This window comes from Paenibacillus sp. J22FR5 (assembly GCF_059691975.1).
This window is the reverse complement of sequence record NZ_JCAUAN010000007.1, coordinates 182,048-202,377: the sequence shown is the minus strand read 5'-3', so window position 1 is coordinate 202,377 and position 20,330 is coordinate 182,048. Positions and strand designations below refer to the sequence as shown.

Genomic DNA, 20,330 nt, shown 5'->3' with positions numbered 1-20,330 from the left:
AAGAATGAAAAATATACATCGGCACAAGTTTGGCGCTAACAAGAAACCGTCTAATCAGGAGGGTCATTGCTAGCGTCTTTTTCCATATGAGGCTGGAAAGCGGGATGTGTATGAAGGAAACGTTCCTCACAAGTATAGGTCTCGATATCGGGACCAGTACAACGAAATTCGTTCTTAGTAGGCTTACGATTACAGAACGAGGTCCGTCATTTACGATTTCACAAGATGAAATCATAGAAAGAAAGCTTTTGTATGCGAGTCCGATTTCCCGCACGCCCTTACTTGATCCTGTCACACTAGATGCAGTTGCGTTAACAAATCTTCTAGAATTTGAGCTCAAATGTGCTGGTGTAACGTTTGCGGATATCGGCAGCGGAGCAGTCATTATGACGGGGGAGACAGCGACAAAAACGAATGCCGAAGCCCTTCTCCATAGGCTTGCAGAGCAAGCTGGCACTTTCGTTGTAGCAACGGCGGGGAGTGATTTGGAAGCCATCATGGCAGGTAAAGGTTCAGGCGCAGCCCAGCGTTCACTGATGCTTCACAACACGGTAGCCAACATGGATATCGGCGGAGGTACAGCGAATGTGGCTTGGTTTCGGAATGGGATACCTATCGCGACAACAACCTTCCATATGGGTGGAAGCCTCATTCGATTGCAAGCCGATGGGACAGTGACATATGTGTCTGATGCCATTAGGAGTTGGCTTACTGATCAGGGTCTTGTAATTAAGCCAGGGCAGGTAGCCCCCATCAATGAACTTCAGGAAATAACTAGACGGATGGCTCTAGCGATAGGTACGTTTTTAGCAGGTGACGCAAATGAAGTCGTTCAGCTGGCAGAGCTTCTGTCCTTAGAGCCTTTCCCTTCACAGCTTCCACAAGCGGATGAGTGGATGCTATCTGGAGGTATTGCTGAGCTCATGCGATACCCAACTGGGCTGGAGATGGCGGACATCACAGAGTACGGCGATATCGGACCACTACTTGCCCAAGCGATCAAAGATACCTGGACAGAACTTGGCTTCGTACTGGTGGGAGCCAGGCAAACACAGCGTGCTACGGTCATGGGAGCGGGTCTACAGAGTGTAGAACTCAGTGGCTCAACTATTCATGTGGATGCAGATGTGCTCCCCATTCGGAATGTGCCAATCCTGAAGTGCCAACTACATCAGGATACGGCAATACTAACAGATGATCTGAAGGTGCTGTTCCAAGCAGCGATCCAACTATACGGATCATCCGAGCAGTCGCCATTCGGTATTGCTCTAACAACCGAACATCCCTATAGCTATAAACAGCTACAGAATCTAGCGAGTCACCTAGTCCCTCAGTTAACCTCCCATTTTAAATATTCACAAACTGTGGTTATCCTTTGCGATCAAGATATGGCCAAAGCGCTGGGCCAGCTGCTTTCGCTGGGATGCCAAGGACAGCCGCGTATCGTATGTATAGATGGCATTCACCCGAGCTTTGGCGATTATATCGATCTTGGCGAGCTGATTGCCAATCGTACGATTCCCGTGATCGTAAAAACGCTGCTATTTCCAAACGAATCCTCCGAGGTGAACGTATGAAATTGAAAACGTCAATGAGAGGCCAAGTCTACACATTTAAGAGCTTAAAAGAAGTGTTCGGCAAGTCGAATGAAGAGCGTTCTGGGGATGATTTAGCAGGAGTAGGCGCTTCGGATAGGAAGGAAAGGGTCGCCGCCAAAGCTGTTCTCGCTGAGCTTCTCCTGTGTGATATTCGAAATCATCCTCTACTTCCAGCAGAAGATGATGAGGTATCCAAAATCATCGAGGAGAGCCTCGATGAAGCAGTATATGCATCTATTAGCCAGTGGTCCGTGGCAGAACTGCGCGAGTATATTCTGCGGACGGACACAACAGGAGATGAGCTTCTCCGTATTTCGAAGGGGCTTACGAGCGAGATGATTGCCGCTGTTGCCAAAATGATGACGAATCTGGATCTCATTCAGGCGGCATCGCGCATTGAGGTGCGAACGCGATGTAACACGGAGATTGGCCATAGGGGTACGCTGAGCAGCAGAGCGCAGCCGAATCATCCGACTGACTCATTGGAAGGTATGCGAGCATCGCTGTATGAAGCGCTTAGTTATGGTATTGGGGATGCGGTTATTGGAATTAATCCAGTGACGGATCACCCGCACACGACCAAAGCGCTGCTGGAAGCCGCGAAGGAAGTGATGGATACCTGGTGCATTCCAACGCAAAATTGTGTCTTGGCTCATGTGACGACACAGATGGAGGCGATTAAGCAGGGAGCAAGCTCTGATCTTATTTTCCAGAGCTTGGCCGGAACAGAAAAAGGCAATCGTGCGTTTGGCATTCATAAGGCGCTTCTCGATGAAGCGAATGCCTTAATCTACAGTGAGGGCAGTGCGACGGGGCCGCATCGGTGGTATTTTGAAACGGGGCAGGGCTCAGAACTGTCTTCTGAAGCTCACCATGGCATTGACCAAGTGACGTTGGAAGCGAGATGCTACGGCTTAGCCAGGATCTATAACCCTTTTCTAGTTAACACGGTGGTGGGCTTCATCGGTCCAGAGTATTTATACAACAGTAAGCAGGTCATACGCGCAGGTCTTGAGGACCATTTTATGGGCAAAATGCATGGTCTCCCGATGGGAGTGGATGTGTGCTATACCAATCATATGAATGCTGATCAAAATGATATGGATTCCTTAGCGGTCATGCTGGCTGCTGCCCATGTAAACTTCCTCATTGGTGTGCCCATGGCGGATGATTGCATGCTTAATTATCAATCACTGGGCTATCATGATATTGCGACTTTACGAGAGTTATTCGGGCGTACGCCATCACCTGCTTTCCGAGATTGGCTGCAGGACATGGGCTTATGGTCTAACGGAACACTAAGTGCGCTCGCTGGTGATCCTAGGCTATTCTGGCGAGGAGGTGCGAAGGATGGATGAACTTACATCGATGAGAGCTTTAACTCCGGCACGCATTGGTGTTTCCCGAACAGGGACTCGACCGTTGACGAGTGAATTGTTGACATTTATTTGGGATCATGCCAGTGCCGTGGATGCGGTACAAAGCGAGGTGAGTCAAGCGTTCCTCTCGGAAATGGGATGGTTCATTGTCGATTCCTGTGCAGAAACGAAGGATATGTATCTGAAGCGCCCTCAGCTTGGGAGAGTACTGAAGTCCGAGAGCAAGCAGGAACTGTTAGTGAAATGTCAGCATACGCCGCAGGTGCAAATCGTGGTATCCGAAGGGCTAAGCGCTAAGAGTATTGAAGCGAATATGCGTGATCTTTACCCAGCTTTGCTGGATTCCTTAAGATTGCGAGGATTAACGACAGGAACGACGATTTATGTAAATCGAGGACGGGTAGGCTGTATGGATGCCATAGGGGACTTGCTGAAGCCAGACTGTCTTGTACTGCTCATTGGCGAAAGGCCAGGCCTTGTGACAGCGGAATCGTTAAGCGCTTATATGTGTTATAAGCCAAGTACGGGGAGAACGGACTCGGATCGCATGGTTATTTCGAATATTCATCGAGGCGGAACTCCACCTATGGAAGCGGGCGCTCATATCGGGGGAATGCTTGAGCAGATTTTGACCCAACGAACAAGTGGAATCGATTTTAAGTGACACATAATAAAGCCCGCCTGCTAAGCTTCAGCGCTAGAAGCTATAACAAGCGGGTCTATTTGAAAGTAGATCGTTTAGCGGGAAATGGTCTTAGTAGAAAGTAGCAAGAATGATGACCAACAATACATAAAGAACAAGAATAACGCCTGCAGAACTTCCATAACCTGGCGTTCCACAACCAGCTGCAACTGCCATAATATCCCCTCCGGTTTTCATTTGATGTGGGTTAAACACTATACAACATATGACGGGGGGATATGCGTTGATTGGACTAATGCCCTTATTCAATGGGAACATTCACCCAAACGGCATGAAAAAAGCTGCGCTTGAGCGGATTCTCAAGGCAGCTTTTTTCTGCATTTTAATTGGAAAGTTGGTACACTTTAATTGTCTGAATGCCAAAGCTTTGTAAGGATCTCTTCGAACCTGGAATAAAGATGTCCATTCGATTTCCTTTAATGGCGCCGCCGGTATCTGTTGCATACACGTACATACCGCCTTTAGGAAGCCCATCGAAGGAGTAACCTTCGATATAGAGTTTCGAACCAAGTGGAATTACGGATGGATCAACAGCAACGGTGCCGATTGCGAGTGGATTACCCAAATAATCAAAGGCTCCATAGCCGCCATTTTCAGAAGGATCTGCCGAATAAGCTGTGGATTCGAATACTTGATAGTCTGGTGCATGATACTTGCCATCTTTATTTAAGATAGCTAGATTACTGCTTGCATCCCATTGAACAGGAACTTCTGCAGCTGAGGAAAGGAAGCGAAGCGGCACGTATACCCGCCCATTTTGGTATTGAGAAGCGGTATCCAAGGTGATGGGTGCATTATCAATACTTGCTTCTTTTTGACCCGAAACTAAAGTAATCGTATGTTTGTTGTTTTCGAGTGTTACTTTGATTTGATTTCCATCTTTCTGCCAGTTCACTGTGTATCCAAGTTTCTCCGTTACGAAGCGAAGTGGAACTTGTGTTGCGTGATTGCCATCCAGAAATGGCTGCGCATCAGGGAAATGGATCAATTCATCATTGACTTGCACTTTCACTTCCATCTCAGCAGCATGTGCCGTAAATGGGGAAAGAAAGCCTCCTGCCAGTACTGTCAGCGAAACAGCAAGGCTAGTTAACCCTTTTGTAAGCTTATTCAATTGGTATATCCTCCTTCATGAGCCTTCGAGGTTAGTTGACGGGTTCGGGAAGAAGGTTCTCCCTAGTCTGCTCCAAGCTGAAGCAAATATTCACCCCAAGTAATTCGTCCCCCGTACCAGTACCTTATTTATGTACTAGACTCGGCTTCAAATAGTTTATCATCGCAGGTAAGCCTGAACAACGACCAAATAATGGGTGACACCTCACATACTAGACTTAGGTCTAGGTTCAAAAACAGTCGGGAGTCGGTTTTGACGATCGCTTCGTTGCGTTACGATAGGAGTATGATAAAGGGATGAGGGGCGATTGACATGAATAAGCATCGGGAAGTTGATCCTACGAATATATTTGACCGTATTGGCAAAATGGCAGAATCCGTCTGGCAGGAGGCCGTCGGGAAAACGAGTCCCGCTGCCAATGAGGGCAGCACCGTTGCCGAGCTTGAAGCACGCTATGAGGAGGCGCTGCAGGCGACTATCACGCTGCGTGGGCACATCGGCCGCGCTGAGGAGATGGCGAAGCTGCGCGGCGAACAAGCCGAGCTGGCGATGCGTGCCGGCGAAGAGGATCTAGCGCGGCTCGCGCTGCAAGAGAAGCTGCGCGAGGAAGCCGCGAGCGAACACTACCGCGCGCAGTACGCGAGCAGCCAGGACTTGTGCCTGGCGCTCGCAGAGGAGCTGCGCGTGCTGCGTGCCGGGCACGCAGCCGAGGATGTGAAGCCGCCGCGTGGCGGGCTGCACGGGAAAGAGGCTCGCGACACCTGGCGCGAGCTGGAGGTCACCGGCCGCGAGCTTGGCCGGGAAGCGCTGCAGGGGCTCCGCGTGGCGGGCCGCCTGTCGAAGGAGACGCTGAAGGAAGCCGGCGGCAACCTTCAGCATGAGCTGCGCTCGCTGCGCAGCAAGCTGCAGCACGAGTGGCAGCAGGATCAGCGTTCTCGTGATGAGCGAGACTCGCGCGGCAGGAAGTAGCCTTTGAACGTGACCTCCATGAAGCAAAGCCTTGTGCCATAAGGATTTGCATCTTGGAGGTCGTCCATTCTTATGGTATGCTAGGAATCGTATGAACGAAAGAGATATGGCAGCCAGAGGAGGTGCATCGATGGGAGAGGAAACGAAAAATAACCGCAGCCGGAATACAGCGCTTGTGCTGATTGGAGCCGGTGTTTTTTTGCTTCTGGATCATACCATAGGCTTTTTTCCCATTATGGCCGTAATCCTTATTCTGCTGGGCATTCATCGCGTTCGTTCACGTAAAGAGCGTAAGGGATATGTGCTGATCGGGATTGGAGCCGTCATTTTATTTGGTGATCATCTCACAATTGTCATTGCCGTTGTGTTGATTTCATTAGGTTTATTTTTCATTCGATCGAAGCAGGTTCATAAAGATGATACGTATATTCAAAAGCAAAAGCTCGTCGATAGCGTGCGCCTTGGCCGTGAACCTTGGATTATGCGTAATACCTCGACATGGTACTTGGTGGGAGAAACGTACATTGATCTCTCGCTCGCTATTCTTGAACAAAAGGAAACAACAGTCATCCTACAGGGCGTTGTAGGTGATATTGATATAAAAGTACCCGATGATATCGGCGTTTCCGTTACTGCTTCCGTCATGCTCGGTCAGCTTCAAATCGCTGAACAACGAGAGTCAGGCGTGATGAACAAAGTGGTTTGGCAATCGGAGAATTATCAACATGGCGACCATCGGGTGAAACTCATTCTCTCTTTCATCGTAGGAGATATCAAGGTCAAAGTATTGTAACTTTCTTGAAATAGAAGAAAGTATTTGTTTCACATATTACACGGGCTATATTTTTAGATAGATAAACGAGACCGTCCTAAGAGGACGGTGTAGCCGTTTATTTCGAGGAGGTTCATCACCAGTTGGACGGCTACAAACGACGATTAACGAATATGATATGGCGCAGCATGGGGGAAGCCATCCTCTTTAGCTTCGCTGTTTTCGGAGCTATGCTGTACTTCTTGAATTCAAGACATTTGATCGAGCCTTTTACTAGCTGGCAGCAAGGTGTCAAGTTCTCGTTCATGGCCTTACTGATACTCGGTGTGATTGGTGCAGTGTTCGGTTACTGGAACAGCTCTAGAGTTACACGCAGACTTGAACCTATGATGGAGACGATGATTTTATTAGAAAAAGGTACGTTTGCCCGAGAAGGCTTCGAGAACGGGGAAGATGAGATCGGACGTTTGGGCGAGCAACTTGGCCGGATTATGAAGCGCTGGGAAGAACAAGTGACCTCTCTCCAACGGCTGTCAAATAGTAACGCTGAGCTTACCGAGAAAGCGAAGCTATCTGCGGTCATTGAAGAGCGCCAGCGGTTGGCACGCGAGCTGCATGATGCGGTAAGCCAGCAATTGTTTGCGATCTCGATGACAGCAACAGCCGTAGGACGGACGTTGGACAAAGATTTCGAGAAAGCGAAGCGGCAAATTCATCTCATCGAAGAGATGGCTTCTGTCGCTCAATCCGAAATGCGCGCATTATTGCTGCATCTAAGACCGATCCATTTGGAAGGAAAACGATTGTCCGAGGGTCTTGTTGAGCTCTTAAAAGAGCTTGCAGCTAAGGTTCCGATGGCCATTTCTTGGGATATGGATGAAGAAATCCGCTTAAACAAAGGCATCGAAGATCATTTATTTCGAATTGTACAAGAGGCGCTTTCGAATGCGCTGCGTCATTCTAAGGCAAATAAGTTGGAAGTGAAGCTGCTACACCGTTCGGATGGCATTCGATTAGTGATCCGCGATGATGGCGTTGGGTTCCTTTTGGATGCGAAGAAGTTGACTTCCTATGGCATCGTGTCCATGAAGGAACGTGTGAACGAAATAGGCGGTTCAGTCGATATCATTACGGCACCTGACCGAGGCACTCGGATTGAGATTCGGGTACCTATACTAGATAGCGATCCTCAACTGATCGAAAATTAGCATTGTACATAGAGAGGGAGAATCGAATGGACGACACCTTAATCAAAGTACTACTTGTCGATGATCATGAAATGGTCAGAATCGGACTTGCGGCTGTACTTGGAACGGAAGATGGCATAGAGGTTGTTGGCGAAGCGAGCAATGGTCAGGATGGCATTCGGCTAGCCCAAGAATATCGTCCCGATGTGGTCCTGATGGATCTAGTCATGGAAGGTATGGATGGGATTGAAACGACAAGAAAATTACTGCAATTATACCCGGAGTGTAAGGTCATTGTGTTGACGAGCTTCTTAGATGATGAGAAAATGTATCCAGTGATTGAAGCGGGTGCCTTCAGCTATTTGTTGAAAACCTCGAGAGCCTCCGAAATCGCGCAAGCGATTAGAGCCGCGGCCAAAGGGCAATCCATTCTGGAATCACAGGTTGCTTCGAAAATTATGAACCGGTTCCGTCAACCGAAGCCAGTAGCGGAACCGCATGAAGAGTTAACGGACCGCGAGATGGAAGTGCTTCGCTTGATTGCGAAGGGCAAATCCAATCAAGAGCTGGCAGATGATTTATTCATAGGTGTGAAGACGGTGAAATTCCACGTCACCAATGTACTAGCCAAGCTTGGTGTAGAAGATCGCACACAAGCGGCGATCTATGCTTTCAAACACGGGCTAGCGGAATAACGCGAGGGAGCGATCAGGTTGAATGTAGTCAAACAGATTTGGAGCTGGTTTGGTTCCATTGCCATTTCCTTTGTTTTAGTCGTATTTCTTGGTGTATTTGTATTCCAATCGACGAGAGTTAGCGGGCATTCGATGGATCCAACGCTGCACGACAGTCAAAGGGTGTATGTTTCCAAGCTTTCACATACCTTTCATTACGAACCTAACTATGAGGATATCGTCATTATCGACTCTAGGGTGGATATGAAACGGACTTTTAAAAATGATTTGTTGGACAGCCCATTGCTCAGCTTATTCGTCCGTGGTGATGATAAACATGTGTGGATCAAGCGTGTGATTGGTAAGCCAGGGGATCAACTGGAGCTTAAGGATAATCAAATGTACCGCAATGGCGAGCTATTGAACGAGTCCTACATCAACGAGGAAATGAGAGCGAATGGGAACAAGAAGTGGACGGTCCCAGACGATCATATTTTCGTAATGGGGGATAATCGGAATAATAGTATGGATAGCCGGGTCATTGGTTTCATTCCGATTGACCATGTGTTAGGTAAAAAGCTGTTTTAAATGTTGAAAGAGGCGATCTCACCAGTAGATGATTCTACTTCGGAGATCGCCTCTTTGTTATAGGGGATTTCATATAAGACAGAGCTTTGTACCTAGCCGACTTACAACGGCTGCAAGATCACCTTGCGCATCGAGGAGTCGTCTACATATCTCACATCTTCGCATCCAATAACAAGCCACGCATTGGAACGGGCAAATACGCCTCAAGCTGCGATTGATACTGACCATACGGCTTGAGTGGAGATGAAGATAATTGGAACAGTGAAGCGGAAGGCAGCTGCTGCAGCTGATCAATCGTGCTCACCAGTGAGCTTGCGAAGTTGGTCAATTGGTTTAAGCTTTTGCGGTCAACGCCAAATGTCCGGCTCTTGCTCCCTTCGAGGACATCCGCTTGCAGGATCAACTTTCCGTCATCCTGCTTCGTGATGCCAAGATCCTGCAGTGAGTTGGGCTGAGCGGCTCCCTCTAGACCTTGAAGAAGGGCATGACTTACGTAGTCGGGTGAGTCTCCTAGCTGATCTTGCAAGTCATTATATGTATGAATGAAGTCTTGAATCTTCTGGGTGATGTTGGATTGAGACTCTTTGGTTGGAGCGTAGGAAATAGATGAGTCAGCGCTTGAAGCAAGACTCGTGTTGACGAGCGTCTGAGCCGATTGTTTGACGTTCTCTGTAGATTTAACGAAGCTGGCCACGTCTTTGGCAGCAGATTGTGCGAATTGTTTGTAGGCGAGTTCCTCAAATGGCAGATCCAGTATTCGCCGAGTCGTATTCGACTTACCTCCGGAAATCGCACTTACAGCCCCTACACGGTAATAATCCTTGTGGGTTTGATACCTGTTCACAGCCATAATGGACGGATAAGCATTGATCATGAAGGTCACCTCATTTCACATACGTTAAGTATATCACTTGCATAGACTGGGGTAAATTGGTACTTGTGGGGTCAATTACAGGATCACCGACATAAGATAGCATTATTGCTTCTTGTGGAGGCGGTGCCATGTGATACGCAAACGTTTGGCAACCATTGACGACGCTGCTATATATCGATTAGTTGTAGAACAATTAGTGCCTTTTTCTAGAATGTATGAGTCAGGTACTTCGGTCACCTTTTCTGAGATACGTAAGCGGTTGAACGGAAACAAAACTTTCGTCATAGCAAAAGGGTATAAACGGCCCTATGGCTTCATCTCGGTCATGCGCAAATCCAGCATGCTCTTCATTGATATGCTGGCCGTAGATCCGCGTGAGCAAGGGAAAGGCATTGGACACACGCTGATGAAGGCTGCGGAAAACTACGGGCTTAGTGAGCGTTGTCAGTCGGTTGAACTGTTTGTCGATGACAGCAACCCAAAAGCGATTCGATTTTACAGCAAAAGAGGCTATAAAATTGACAACTACGTTCCTGAACTTAGCTGTTATCGTATGAGTAAACGAATAAAGCGATAAGAAAATAGGCTGTAGATGATCCTTACATCGACAGCCTTTGTTTCTGTCCAGAGGGGGGGGGGAGCCGTTTAATTTGTTTCGCTAAACATAGCGGCAATGTAGTCGATCTGAATGTCCACAGGTCCAGTGGGCCTTCGAGCTGGCAGGGATCCTTGTGCCAGGCCGCCAAAAAGAGGCAGGCCGAAGGATGAAAGCTGATCTGGCGTTGTCATTTGTGTTGCTGTATCCGACTGGACTGACTTCTTTTTCCCCTTTTTCGTTAACGTTGGCTTCGTGCTCTTAGAAGTGGATTTGAATTGAGCTTGTTGATTATCGTTTAAGATGAGTTTGTTTTTCTCAACGCGACTGACGATCCCATACAATTCAAAACCATTATTTAAGTAGAGAAGAACTGGCTTACCCACAAGAGTTCTGCAGTTTTTTTCGGTGATCGGGTGAATGGGTTGCATGACTAGGAGGCACCTCCGTATTGGTATGTACTGTTAGCCTATGCCATGCAGAAAGCTTCGGTATAGACGAATGTCTAGTTTCTCATAAGAAAATGTTATGAGTTAAAGTAGACAGAAAAGTTGAATAGCTTGACAATTTTAGGTATGCTAAGCATATTAACTAATTCTAAAAGAGAAAGAATGATGCATAGATGAGTGGAGCTGTGTTTTTTATTTTCGGTGCAACGGGTGATTTAGCCAAAAGAAAACTGTTTCCTGCCTTTTATAGCCTGTATCGTGAAGGCAAATTGGGGGATAATTTTGCGGTAGTCGGTCTGGCTCGTAGACCACGCAGTAATGAGCAATTTCGCGAAGACGTGAAAAATTCGATTCAAGATTTCGCTCGTTACAAGAATACGGACGCTGCGGAATGGGAGAAATTTGCCCAGCGTTTTGAGTATATGTCACTCGACATTAACAATGTGGCAGGCTTCCATGAACTGAATGCTCTGACAGCCAAATTGGACGAGAAGTACCAAACTGGCGGTAACCGTTTATTCTACTTGGCACTGGCGCCTGAGTTGTTCGGCAATGTTTCGTACAATTTAAGTGAAGGCGGCTTGCTGAAAACAGAGGGCTGGCACCGTCTTGTCATTGAAAAACCATTTGGTTATGATTTGCCATCGGCTGAGCGATTGAATGGACAACTTCGTCAAGTGTTCGAAGAGAAGGATATTTACCGTATCGATCATTACCTTGGGAAAGAAATGGTTCAAAATATTGAGTTCGTTCGTTTCGCGAACGCCTTCTTTGAGCCGCTCTGGAACAATAAATACATAGCGAACATCCAGATCACATTGAGTGAAACTGTCGGTGTTGAAGAGCGTGGCGGTTACTATGACCACTCAGGAGCTCTTCGCGATATGGGTCAGAATCATATGCTGCAAATGCTGATGATGATGGCGATGGAACCGCCTAGCCGCTTGCATCCGGAAGATATTCGTGATGAGAAGGTCAAGGTACTTCGTTCCCTGCGTTTGTTCGAAGATGGCGACGATGTGCGCGCGAATGTGATTCGCGGTCAATACGCTAGCGGCACTGCCAAAGGCAAAGCGCTGCCTGCTTACCGTGAAGAGGATTCCGTGAATCCGCAATCGACGACGGAAACATACTTTGCTGCGCGTGTACACGTGGATAATTTCCGCTGGGCGGGTGTGCCATTCTACATTCGTACGGGTAAAAGGCTGCCGGTCAAAACGACCGAGGTCGTTGTGGAATTCAAGAACATCCCGAACAACGTCTACTTGGCTAAAAAGCATGAGTTAGAGCCGAACCTGCTCGTGTTCCGTGTGAACCCTATGGAAGGCATCTATTTGAAAATGAACGCGAAGCAGCCTGGTTCTGAGGGTGTAATCGTGCCGGTAGCGATGGACTTCTGCCAAAGCTGCCAAATCGGGATCAATACGCCTGAAGCTTACGAGCGCTTGCTGTACGATGCGACTCGCGGAGATTCAACGTACTTTACGCGTTGGGATGAAGTTGCGCTTGCTTGGTCTTATGTGGATCGCATTGCGGCTGCATGGGGCGAGCAGACAGAAGATCTCAAACACTATCCTGCTGGCTCATGGGGTCCAGAAGAAGCAGTGAAGCTCCTGAGTGAGGATGGATTTAAGTGGTGGCCAATTAACGGTCAGAATGAAGGGGAAGTCGATTGGGAAGCTGTTCAGAAAACAACCGTTTTGGCTTAAATAATCGGTGGCTCATCCAACAGGCGTATTGGCCTGTTGGTTTTTTTCATGCAGATGCAAATCAGTAAAGAATCGCATTATGCCTCTTAGTCTGGACGACGTATATGACACCATTTGTGGTATACTAGTGCATATAGCCAGTTTTATTTTATACACTTGAGGTGCGTCGATGTCACGAAGAGCGTTTGTGCGATGGCTGCTCGCCATTGGGGCTGTATTAGTAGGGTTAAGTGCTTGGTTTAGTCTGTTGGTTAAGAAAAAATTCATACCCGAGGAACAGACTGCTGTGGCACCGCTAGCAACTGCAGAGCCTCCTCAAACAAGCCCGGAACCGTCGGGGGAACCACTGCCTCAAGGCCCGTTAATGTCCTTTTTTATCCTCAGTGATCTTCATGTTTCTTCGGGTGATTCACTTCCCAATAAGAAGCTGAGGCAAGCATTGGATGATGTCACGCATTTCGATGGCCCTGTGGATGCGATTATGTTGACCGGAGATTTGACTGATACGGGGACCGAGATTGACTATAAGGCATTACGTGCAATCTTAAATGATTATAAGCTCCCTCCCATTCACGGGAATATGGGGAATCATGATTATTACACGATTTGGATTAATAAGGCGAATAGCTGGGATCAGGATGCAGTCCCAAATGGCAAGAGTGATGCTCAAAGTAGAGAACAGTTCAAGAAGTTTATGGGCTACACGTCCATTTATAATGATTTTACGGCAAAAGGACATTCTATTGTGCTCCTATCGCAAGAAGCTTACGTGCAAGAGAAGCCCGAAGTGGGTGAAGGTGCATGGTACTCAGATGAGCAAATGGCTTGGTTCAAAGGAAGAATGGGCAATTTATATAAGCCAGGAAGACCCCTGTTTGTGATGACGCATCAGCCGCTGCCTCCTGTTGGCACCGATGGTGCTACGCACCAGCTCATTCGGGCGATTCAGTTCCGCGAAACGTTGAAGCCTTACAAAAATGTTTTCGTCTTCTGCGGCCATCGCCATCAGGATTTCCAGAATGGGACACCGCATTATGTGCAGGAAACATTCCATTATTTCCATAATGCTTCTGTCGGGAGAACGCTGAATCGGGCGTACCAGCAAAGTGCGATGAATAAAGCTCAGGGTATTTATGTGCAAGTATTTGCGGATAAAGTTGTTGTACGCGGCAGGGAATTCAGCAATCGCACCTTCATTGAAGAAGCGAATTGGAGCGTTCCATTGGAAAAAGCGCACGCTTGATTCCGAAGTCATCTATATGTAAAAGAAGAAGGGAATAAACGAACACATGAAAACGCAACTCACTAAAATTCTCGAAACGGAAGTCGCTAAACGACGGACGTTTGCGATTATTTCTCACCCGGATGCCGGGAAAACAACCCTGACAGAGAAACTGCTTCTATTCGGGGGCGCCATTCGCCTAGCCGGAACGGTTAAAGGCCGTAAAGCTAGTAAACATGCTACATCGGACTGGATGGAGATTGAGAAACAGCGTGGTATCTCCGTAACGTCAAGCGTTATGCAGTTCGACTATGAAGGCCACCGCGTGAACATTCTGGATACACCAGGTCACCAAGATTTTAGTGAAGACACATACCGTACGCTGACAGCCGCGGATAGTGCTGTGATGTTGATCGACGTCGCCAAAGGGGTCGAGACACAGACGAAGAAGCTCTTCCAAGTATGTCGGATGCGCGGCATTCCCATTTTCACATTCATCAACAAATTGGACCGTGAGGGCCGTGATCCGTTCGAGCTGTTAGAAGAGCTTGAAGAAGTGCTCGGTATTCGTTCTTATCCTATGAACTGGCCAATCGGTTCAGGGAAGCAATTCTGTGGTGTTTACGATCGTGGGAAATCGCAATTGGAGCTCTACCAAGGCGATGATCATAAGGATATTGAAGTCCGTAAGGTGGATGGCGTAGAAGATCCATTAGTGAAGCAAATCGCTGGCGAATTCCTCCACAAGCAATTGTGCGGAGATATCGAGCTGCTGGATGTTGCTGGGGATCCTTTTGATATGGAAAAAGTCATGAAGGGTGAGCTTACGCCTGTCTTCTTCGGAAGTGCTGTTAACAATTTCGGTGTACAGACGTTCCTTGAGAATTTCTTGCAACTAGCGCCACAGCCAGAGCCGCGCACAAGTACAGCAGGTGTGATCGAGCCGACGAGAGAGAAGTTCTCGGGTTATGTGTTTAAAATTCAAGCCAATATGAACCCGGCTCACCGTGACCGCGTAGCTTTCTTACGTATCGTCTCTGGTAAGTTCGAACGTGGAATGTCCGTCAAGCATGTAAGACTAGGCAAAGACATTAAGCTTGCTCAGCCGCAGCAGTTTCTTGCACAAGATCGTGATATCGTGGAAGAGGCGTTCCCAGGGGATATCATTGGTCTGTTCGATCCAGGTATATTCCGGATTGGCGATTCTTTAAGTGAAGGTGAAGAAGTCGTCTTCGATGAGCTTCCGACCTTCTCGCCGGAGTTATTCAGTAAGGTATCCATTAAGAATGCCTTGAAGCAAAAGCAGTTTCTTAAAGGGATCGATCAATTAACCGAGGAAGGGATGATCCAAGTCTTCACAACGATTGGGTTCGAGGACATGATTCTTGGTGTCGTTGGTCAACTTCAATTCGAAGTACTGGAGCATCGAATGAAATCGGAATATGGCGTAGATATTCTTTTGCAGCGTCAGAATTATCAGTTCGCACGTTGGATCATTGATGATAAAATCGATCCGAGCAAATTCCGGATTAATTCGCAGCTGGTTAAAGATAAGAAGGGGAATTTCGTTGGCTTATTCGAGAGTGAATATGCGCTGCGCTCTTCCATTGATAAAAACCCAAGTGCACAGTTCTTAACGAGTGCGCCTTAATAGCAAGACACCACGAAGAGGCTCTCCTGATTGATTTTCAGGGCAGCCTCTTCTTTCGCGTGATAGTCGCCAACGAACGATTGCCTTCATACACTAGATTGGGGTGAATTCGAAGCTGGAGGCTAGGTATGAAGATGAGCATAAAGAAGAGTACAAAGATGAGCATAAAGATGAGCATAAAGAAGAGTACAAAGAAACCGCTACGCTTGAATAGGGCAAGATACGTAAGCAGCAAAATTGGAAAAACCATGGCCGTCGAGTCGAATGAATCACTTCGCAAGTATGTGCCAAGCACCAAACGCATGACTTCAGCAACCTTACAAGAAATGCTCAATCAATATAAAATGGTCTATGTCAAACCCAATAAAGGGATGTTCGGGAACGGTGTGATCCGTATCGAATTAGCAGGGGAAGATGCAGAACGGCCCTATTCCTACCAATCTGGGGTCACGCTCAAAAGGTTCAAAACATTCGCTGACATGTTCGCATCCCTCCTAAAGGTGACTAGGAAGCAACGCTATTTAGTACAGAAAGGTATTCATTTGTTGACCTATAAGGGGAACCGCTTTGATCTTCGTGTCATGGTACAACAAACGCCTTCCCGCAAATGGGAGACAACAGGGGTTATCGGCCGAGTGGCGCATCCTAAGAAGATTGTGACGAACTTTCACAACGGCGGTACCTTGAAATCGGTGGATACGCTATTGAAGACGTATTTGCCTCCTAGTGAGAGGAACGGGTATGTGAAGCAGCTGCATGTGATGGGGATACAGGTGGCTAAGGCGATTAACGCGCGCTATAAAGGGGTTAAAGAGATTGGTGTCGATGTCGCCATCGATAAGGATCTGAATCCATGGATTCTAGAAGTGAATACAAGTCCAGATCCCTTTATTTTTCGGAGGTTAAGTGATAAGCGGATTTTTGCCAAAATAAGAAGATACGCGAAAGCATACGGCCGGTTATGAGATCATAACCGGTTTGTTGTCGTACATATGGAAGGCTTGTTCGATGTCATAGGCAGAAATAGGAGGGCTGAGTAAGAAGCCTTGAATCGTCGTACAGGTGGTTTCTTTAAGAATATTAAGCTGCCCTACATCCTCAACCCCTTCGGCGACGACTTGGATATTGAGGGCATGGCCAAGGTGGATAATGGCATTAGTAATGGCCCAGTCATTGGAATTGCACTGTATATTTTTCACGAAAGAACGGTCAATTTTGAGGCAATGAATAGGAAATTCCTTCAAGTAATTCAGGGACGAATAACCAATTCCAAAATCATCGATGGAGATGGAAATGCCTTTGGAGCAAAGCTTATCAAGGACAGCGATTGTTTTCTCCATATTTTGCATAATCGAACTCTCGGTAATTTCGAACTCCAAATAGGATGGATGAATACCAGTTTGCTCAATAATGTGAATAGCTTTATCTGCAAAATGTTCATCTTGAAACTGGCAGGGCGAAATATTGACGGCAACCTGATAATCGAGTTTATTTTCGGCCAACCATCGCGCTTTCTGAAGACAGGCTTCACGCAGTACCCATTCACCAAGTGGCAAAATAAGACCGGATTCCTCAGCCAATGGAATGAAATCGGCAGGTGCAATCATGCCATGTGTGGGATGATTCCAACGCACTAAGGCTTCGAGGCAAATAATTCGACCTGTTGATAGCTCAAGACGAGGTTGGTAGTATAACAAAAGCTGATTCTCTGCGATCGCTTTTCTAAGGTCGGTTTCCATCTGAATTTGTCTAGTGAAACGTGGTTGTACAAGTGAAGATTGAAAGGTAATGAGTTTATTCTTGCCTGTTTGTTTGGCAACTAGAAGTGCTTGTTCGGCTTGCTGGAAGGCTTGCGCAATCGTCTTAGGTGTTATCGTAAGGGCACTTAGACCGAAGCTTGCGCTTAAAAAGCAGTCCTGTCCCTGATAGGTAAATGGGGAAGCAAATACATGTTGAACACGCCCAAGTGTAACTTGAAGTTGTTCCTGGGTACTTGCCCGCAGAAGCAGGGTATATTCATCATCACCCGATCGAACAGCAAGATCGATTTGATCGATTAACTTCAATCGGCGGTTTAATTCTTGTAATAAATGATCTCCGCATGCGTATCCGAGTGAGAAATTCACCTGGCGAAAACGATCAATATCGAAAACAAGAAGCGCACGAACCTGAGAAGTTGGTGCGGTATAATGCTTCTGAACAGCAAGCCCTAATTGTGATAGGAGCTGCCCACGAGTGTAAAGACGAGTGATCAGTGACCTGCTCTTGAGAGCTTCGATCGTTGTTGACGCAGCGAAGTGAAGATGGCGCCAGATTGCTTTCATTTGCTATCACTCATTCCCATCTCATTGTTGTCCCAATACTCTTTATCATAAAGCGCGGAGAGGAGATAGACAATATTAAGAGTTTGCTTTTATGACAAAAAATGGTCATTATTTTCATGTTTCTTTATGAAAATTTGATGTAAATGTCGAATTGTGACGAATACCAACAAAAATGAGAAGTTCGGAATTTATATTGACAGAAATAGCTCTTAAATGAGAGAATGTACGCGTGTACATAATTAGTGAAGTGAACGGGAGGGACCTTACAACATGGTAACGAGAAAAGAGGTTGCTGAGCTAGCCAAGGTATCAGAAGCGACCGTATCTCGTGTGTTCAATGGACTTGGCCCAATGAAGCCTGCAACCAAAGAACGTGTACTCGAAGCGGCGAGAGTGCTTGGGTACCATCCTAATGCGATAGCGCAAAGCTTCGCCCGCAGAAGAAGTGGTAATCTTGGTGTCGTACTTCCTTATATGCCGAAGGTGCATCTGTTCTCTGCGTATTATTTTGCGGAGATTTTGAGCGGGATTGGGGAGCAGGTAAGGGAGCAAGGCTATGATATGCTGCTTTCGCTGCTTACACCCGACGACGATTTGGATTATGGCCGCTTATATCGCTCACAAAAGGTGGATGCCTGTGTGATCTTGGGGGCGCGAGATACCGAGTCCCAGCGAAGCTCCTTGTTGCAATTACAGGAGCAAGGGCATCCTTTCTGCTTGGTTAATCAACGATTTGAGGGGCTCTCCTTTCTGGAAGTTGATGCGGATCATGTGGAGGGAAGCTATCAAGCGGTACGCCATTTGCTGGATGAAGGCTATCGTCGAATTGCGTTCCTTAACGGCTCTCCGCAGTATTCGAACTCATTGGATAGATTCCATGGCTATCAGAGAGCGATGCTGGATGCAGGTTTAACCACCCAACCTGAGCTACTCTTTGAGGGGAACTACAGCCGTACTAGCGGGTACGAAGCAGCGGCAAAGCTATGGGTAATTCGGGATCAAGTTGAAGCTGTGTTTGCGGCCAATGATCGGATGGCGATTGGGTTGATGCAGGGACTTCGCGAACGAGGCTGGGTGGCTGGGCGAGATTTCGCAGTTATTGGGTGCGATGACTCGGATGCAGCTAAGCTAAGTGATCCGCCACTCAGCAGTATAAGAGTGCCTTTCTTTGAAATGGGGAAGCATGCTGCTCGTGCGGTGCTTGCTAGTATTGGGCAGGGGAATAGTGAGTATCAGCTGCAAGTGAAGCTGCCGACGGAAGTGAAGATTAGGCAGTCTTCGACTGGCATAAGCAAAAGCAAGGCGTAAACACACTTTGGGGAGGCGTGTATTCGATGAAAAAAACGTTCAATATTGGCATGATTGGCTATAAGTTTATGGGGAAAGCGCATAGCCATGCTTATAAAGATTTACCTATGTTTTTCCCGCAAACGGCGATTCCGAAGATGAAACTCATCTGCGGTCGGGACGAGGGCGGTGTCCGTCAGGCAGCCGAACAATTCGGCTGGGACGGGTATGTGACCGATTGGCGCGAGCTGGTCTCGCATCCCGATATCGACGTCGTCGATATCAATGCGCCCAGTGATGCGCACAAGGAAATTGCCTTGGCGGCAGCGAAGGCGGGCAAGCATCTCTTCTGTGAGAAGCCGCTAGCGCTGACCCTTGCAGATGCAAGGGAGATGCTAGTAGCGGCAGAAGAGGCAGGCGTGAAGCACATGGTCGGCTTCAACTATCGCTTTGCTCCAGCAGTACAGCTGGCGAAGAAGCTTGTGGAGAGCGGTCGTCTCGGCCAAATCTACCACTTCCGTGCTTGGTTCTTGCAGGATTGGATCGTCGATCCGACGTTCCCGTTGGTTTGGCGCTTGCAGAAAGAGATCGCAGGCTCTGGATCGCACGGCGATTTGGGAGCGCACCTCATCGATCTAGCGCACTTCCTTGTGGGTGACATGACCGAGGTCATCGGAATGAGTGAAACGTTCGTGAAAGAGCGTCCGCTGCCTTCATCCATGACAGGGCTTAGCGCCAAAGGCAGTAAAGATGCACCGCATGGTCCGGTTACTGTTGATGATGCGACGTTATTTATGGCGCGATTCGCGAATGGGGCTTTAGGCAGCTTCGAGGCTACACGCTTTGCTCCCGGGCACCGGTGTACGAATTCTTTTGAAATTAACGGCAGTAAGGGCAGCGTGAAATTCGATTTCGAGCGATTGAATGAATTGCAGGTTTATTTTACAAGTGATGATGAGGATGTTCAGGGCTTTAGACGCGTTCTAGCAACAGATGCCTCACATGCGTATATGGATGCTTGGTGGCCAGCGGGTCATACGATTGGTTATGAGCACACGTTTGTACATGAAGTTGTCGAGTTGATGACAGCGCTATCAGAGGATCGTCAGCCGGTTCCGAATTTCGTCGATGGTGTGAAATGTCAAGAGGTACTTGAAGCCGTTGATCAGTCGATTGCACAGCGTCGTTGGGTGAGTATTAGCGAAGTATAAAAGGGCATGGAGAGAGGAGCTAAT

At 47.5% G+C, this 20,330-nt stretch carries 20 protein-coding genes and 1 riboswitch; of the genes, 15 read left to right on the top strand and 5 right to left on the bottom strand.

All coding sequences use genetic code 11. The features are described 5' to 3' along the window. Positions 1-86 precede the first annotated feature (86 nt). From AC58P7_RS12965 to eutC, 3 genes are read left to right on the top strand one after another with little or no spacing between them, the layout of a single operon-like run. The gene (locus tag AC58P7_RS12965; protein ID WP_497343398.1) at positions 87-1,577 is read left to right on the top strand and encodes an ethanolamine ammonia-lyase reactivating factor EutA; all 1,491 of its coding nucleotides are present in this window, start codon (positions 87-89) and stop codon (positions 1,575-1,577) included. Next, positions 1,574-2,956, top strand: coding sequence for an ethanolamine ammonia-lyase subunit EutB (locus AC58P7_RS12960; protein ID WP_497343397.1), 1,383 nt, complete (start codon positions 1,574-1,576; stop codon positions 2,954-2,956). The genes AC58P7_RS12965 and AC58P7_RS12960 overlap by 4 nt, the downstream gene beginning before the upstream one ends. Further along, positions 2,949-3,641, top strand: coding sequence for an ethanolamine ammonia-lyase subunit EutC (eutC, locus tag AC58P7_RS12955; RefSeq protein ID WP_497343395.1), 693 nt, complete (start codon positions 2,949-2,951; stop codon positions 3,639-3,641). Before AC58P7_RS12960 ends, eutC begins: the two co-directional genes overlap by 8 nt. Before the next feature lie 90 nt (positions 3,642-3,731). Here eutC and AC58P7_RS12950 read toward each other — a convergent pair whose 3' ends face one another. Together AC58P7_RS12950 and AC58P7_RS12945 are read right to left on the bottom strand one after the other, a co-directional pair. Further along, a complete protein-coding gene (locus AC58P7_RS12950; RefSeq protein WP_497343393.1) occupies positions 3,732-3,836 on the bottom strand; it encodes a YjcZ family sporulation protein in 105 nt (34 codons plus the stop codon). 166 nt (positions 3,837-4,002) lie between these two features. Then, positions 4,003-4,794, bottom strand: a complete 792-nt coding sequence (locus AC58P7_RS12945) for a stalk domain-containing protein (RefSeq protein WP_497343391.1) — start codon at positions 4,792-4,794, stop codon at positions 4,003-4,005. 5 nt (positions 4,795-4,799) lie between these two features. Then, positions 4,800-4,951: riboswitch (cyclic di-AMP (ydaO/yuaA leader) on the bottom strand. 155 nt (positions 4,952-5,106) lie between these two features. Between AC58P7_RS12945 and AC58P7_RS12940 the strand changes: the two genes are divergently transcribed. From AC58P7_RS12940 to lepB, 5 genes are all read left to right on the top strand, one after another. Beyond that, positions 5,107-5,763 (top strand): PspA/IM30 family protein, encoded by a 657-nt coding sequence (locus AC58P7_RS12940; protein WP_497343389.1) that lies wholly within the window; start codon positions 5,107-5,109, stop codon positions 5,761-5,763. Between the two features lie 130 nt (positions 5,764-5,893). After that, positions 5,894-6,556 (top strand): cell wall-active antibiotics response protein LiaF, encoded by a 663-nt coding sequence (liaF, locus tag AC58P7_RS12935; protein WP_497343387.1) that lies wholly within the window; start codon positions 5,894-5,896, stop codon positions 6,554-6,556. A 122-nt stretch (positions 6,557-6,678) separates the two neighbouring features. Next, positions 6,679-7,743 carry a sensor histidine kinase gene (locus tag AC58P7_RS12930; RefSeq protein WP_497343385.1) on the top strand — a complete coding sequence of 355 codons (1,065 nt, stop codon included), beginning with the start codon at positions 6,679-6,681 and terminating at the stop codon, positions 7,741-7,743. 26 nt (positions 7,744-7,769) lie between these two features. Beyond that, the gene (locus AC58P7_RS12925) at positions 7,770-8,417 is read left to right on the top strand and encodes a response regulator transcription factor (RefSeq protein ID WP_497343383.1); all 648 of its coding nucleotides are present in this window, start codon (positions 7,770-7,772) and stop codon (positions 8,415-8,417) included. Between the two features lie 18 nt (positions 8,418-8,435). Beyond that, positions 8,436-8,984: a signal peptidase I gene (gene lepB / locus AC58P7_RS12920; RefSeq protein WP_497343381.1), complete on the top strand. Its 549-nt coding sequence runs from the start codon at positions 8,436-8,438 to the stop codon at positions 8,982-8,984. A 151-nt stretch (positions 8,985-9,135) separates the two neighbouring features. Here lepB and AC58P7_RS12915 read toward each other — a convergent pair whose 3' ends face one another. Further along, positions 9,136-9,858, bottom strand: coding sequence for a hypothetical protein (locus AC58P7_RS12915; RefSeq protein ID WP_497343379.1), 723 nt, complete (start codon positions 9,856-9,858; stop codon positions 9,136-9,138). A gap of 130 nt (positions 9,859-9,988) precedes the next feature. Between AC58P7_RS12915 and AC58P7_RS12910 the strand changes: the two genes are divergently transcribed. After that, positions 9,989-10,435, top strand: a complete 447-nt coding sequence (locus tag AC58P7_RS12910; protein WP_497343377.1) for a GNAT family N-acetyltransferase — start codon at positions 9,989-9,991, stop codon at positions 10,433-10,435. Between the two features lie 68 nt (positions 10,436-10,503). Here the strand turns inward: AC58P7_RS12910 and AC58P7_RS12905 are convergent, their stop codons facing one another. Next, complete coding sequence (locus tag AC58P7_RS12905; RefSeq protein WP_497343375.1) at positions 10,504-10,884, bottom strand: hypothetical protein; 381 nt, start codon at positions 10,882-10,884, stop codon at positions 10,504-10,506. A 191-nt stretch (positions 10,885-11,075) separates the two neighbouring features. Between AC58P7_RS12905 and zwf the strand changes: the two genes are divergently transcribed. The 4 genes from zwf (at position 11,076) to AC58P7_RS12885 (ending at position 16,449) form a co-directional block, all read left to right on the top strand. Continuing rightward, positions 11,076-12,611, top strand: a complete 1,536-nt coding sequence (zwf, locus tag AC58P7_RS12900; protein WP_497343373.1) for a glucose-6-phosphate dehydrogenase — start codon at positions 11,076-11,078, stop codon at positions 12,609-12,611. A 169-nt stretch (positions 12,612-12,780) separates the two neighbouring features. Then, positions 12,781-13,854: a metallophosphoesterase family protein gene (locus AC58P7_RS12895; RefSeq protein ID WP_497343372.1), complete on the top strand. Its 1,074-nt coding sequence runs from the start codon at positions 12,781-12,783 to the stop codon at positions 13,852-13,854. 46 nt (positions 13,855-13,900) lie between these two features. After that, positions 13,901-15,484, top strand: a complete 1,584-nt coding sequence (locus AC58P7_RS12890; protein ID WP_497343370.1) for a peptide chain release factor 3 — start codon at positions 13,901-13,903, stop codon at positions 15,482-15,484. A gap of 170 nt (positions 15,485-15,654) precedes the next feature. Next, positions 15,655-16,449, top strand: a complete 795-nt coding sequence (locus AC58P7_RS12885) for a YheC/YheD family protein (RefSeq protein WP_497343368.1) — start codon at positions 15,655-15,657, stop codon at positions 16,447-16,449. On the opposite strand, the gene AC58P7_RS12880 is transcribed toward AC58P7_RS12885, so the two are convergent. Beyond that, on the bottom strand, positions 16,444-17,808 hold the full coding sequence (locus AC58P7_RS12880) for a putative bifunctional diguanylate cyclase/phosphodiesterase (protein ID WP_497343366.1): 1,365 nt from the start codon (positions 17,806-17,808) through the stop codon (positions 16,444-16,446). The genes AC58P7_RS12885 and AC58P7_RS12880 overlap by 6 nt on opposite strands. A 270-nt stretch (positions 17,809-18,078) precedes the next feature. Here AC58P7_RS12880 and AC58P7_RS12875 point away from each other — a divergent pair, with 270 nt between their 5' ends. Both AC58P7_RS12875 and AC58P7_RS12870 read left to right on the top strand, forming a co-directional pair. Continuing rightward, on the top strand, positions 18,079-19,116 hold the full coding sequence (locus AC58P7_RS12875) for a LacI family DNA-binding transcriptional regulator (protein WP_497343365.1): 1,038 nt from the start codon (positions 18,079-18,081) through the stop codon (positions 19,114-19,116). A gap of 26 nt (positions 19,117-19,142) precedes the next feature. After that, positions 19,143-20,306: a Gfo/Idh/MocA family protein gene (locus tag AC58P7_RS12870; protein WP_497343363.1), complete on the top strand. Its 1,164-nt coding sequence runs from the start codon at positions 19,143-19,145 to the stop codon at positions 20,304-20,306. The last annotated feature ends 24 nt before the right edge of the window (positions 20,307-20,330 follow it).

What these genes read in the sequence shown, in the direction of transcription:
- AC58P7_RS12870 (WP_497343363.1), top strand. Translation starts at nt 19,143, where the DNA reads ATGAAAAAAACGTTCAATATTGGCATGATTGGCTATAAGTTTATGGGG.
- AC58P7_RS12905 (WP_497343375.1), bottom strand. Translation starts at nt 10,884, where the DNA reads ATGCAACCCATTCACCCGATCACCGAAAAAAACTGCAGAACTCTTGTG.
- eutC (WP_497343395.1), top strand. Translation starts at nt 2,949, where the DNA reads ATGGATGAACTTACATCGATGAGAGCTTTAACTCCGGCACGCATTGGT.
- AC58P7_RS12960 (WP_497343397.1), top strand. Translation starts at nt 1,574, where the DNA reads ATGAAATTGAAAACGTCAATGAGAGGCCAAGTCTACACATTTAAGAGC.
- AC58P7_RS12925 (WP_497343383.1), top strand. Translation starts at nt 7,770, where the DNA reads ATGGACGACACCTTAATCAAAGTACTACTTGTCGATGATCATGAAATG.
- AC58P7_RS12950 (WP_497343393.1), bottom strand. Translation starts at nt 3,836, where the DNA reads ATGGCAGTTGCAGCTGGTTGTGGAACGCCAGGTTATGGAAGTTCTGCA.
- AC58P7_RS12875 (WP_497343365.1), top strand. Translation starts at nt 18,079, where the DNA reads ATGGTAACGAGAAAAGAGGTTGCTGAGCTAGCCAAGGTATCAGAAGCG.
- AC58P7_RS12890 (WP_497343370.1), top strand. Translation starts at nt 13,901, where the DNA reads ATGAAAACGCAACTCACTAAAATTCTCGAAACGGAAGTCGCTAAACGA.
- zwf (WP_497343373.1), top strand. Translation starts at nt 11,076, where the DNA reads ATGAGTGGAGCTGTGTTTTTTATTTTCGGTGCAACGGGTGATTTAGCC.
- AC58P7_RS12895 (WP_497343372.1), top strand. Translation starts at nt 12,781, where the DNA reads ATGTCACGAAGAGCGTTTGTGCGATGGCTGCTCGCCATTGGGGCTGTA.
- AC58P7_RS12940 (WP_497343389.1), top strand. Translation starts at nt 5,107, where the DNA reads ATGAATAAGCATCGGGAAGTTGATCCTACGAATATATTTGACCGTATT.
- AC58P7_RS12885 (WP_497343368.1), top strand. Translation starts at nt 15,655, where the DNA reads ATGAGCATAAAGAAGAGTACAAAGAAACCGCTACGCTTGAATAGGGCA.
- liaF (WP_497343387.1), top strand. Translation starts at nt 5,894, where the DNA reads ATGGGAGAGGAAACGAAAAATAACCGCAGCCGGAATACAGCGCTTGTG.
- AC58P7_RS12915 (WP_497343379.1), bottom strand. Translation starts at nt 9,858, where the DNA reads ATGATCAATGCTTATCCGTCCATTATGGCTGTGAACAGGTATCAAACC.
- AC58P7_RS12965 (WP_497343398.1), top strand. Translation starts at nt 87, where the DNA reads ATGAGGCTGGAAAGCGGGATGTGTATGAAGGAAACGTTCCTCACAAGT.
- AC58P7_RS12880 (WP_497343366.1), bottom strand. Translation starts at nt 17,808, where the DNA reads ATGAAAGCAATCTGGCGCCATCTTCACTTCGCTGCGTCAACAACGATC.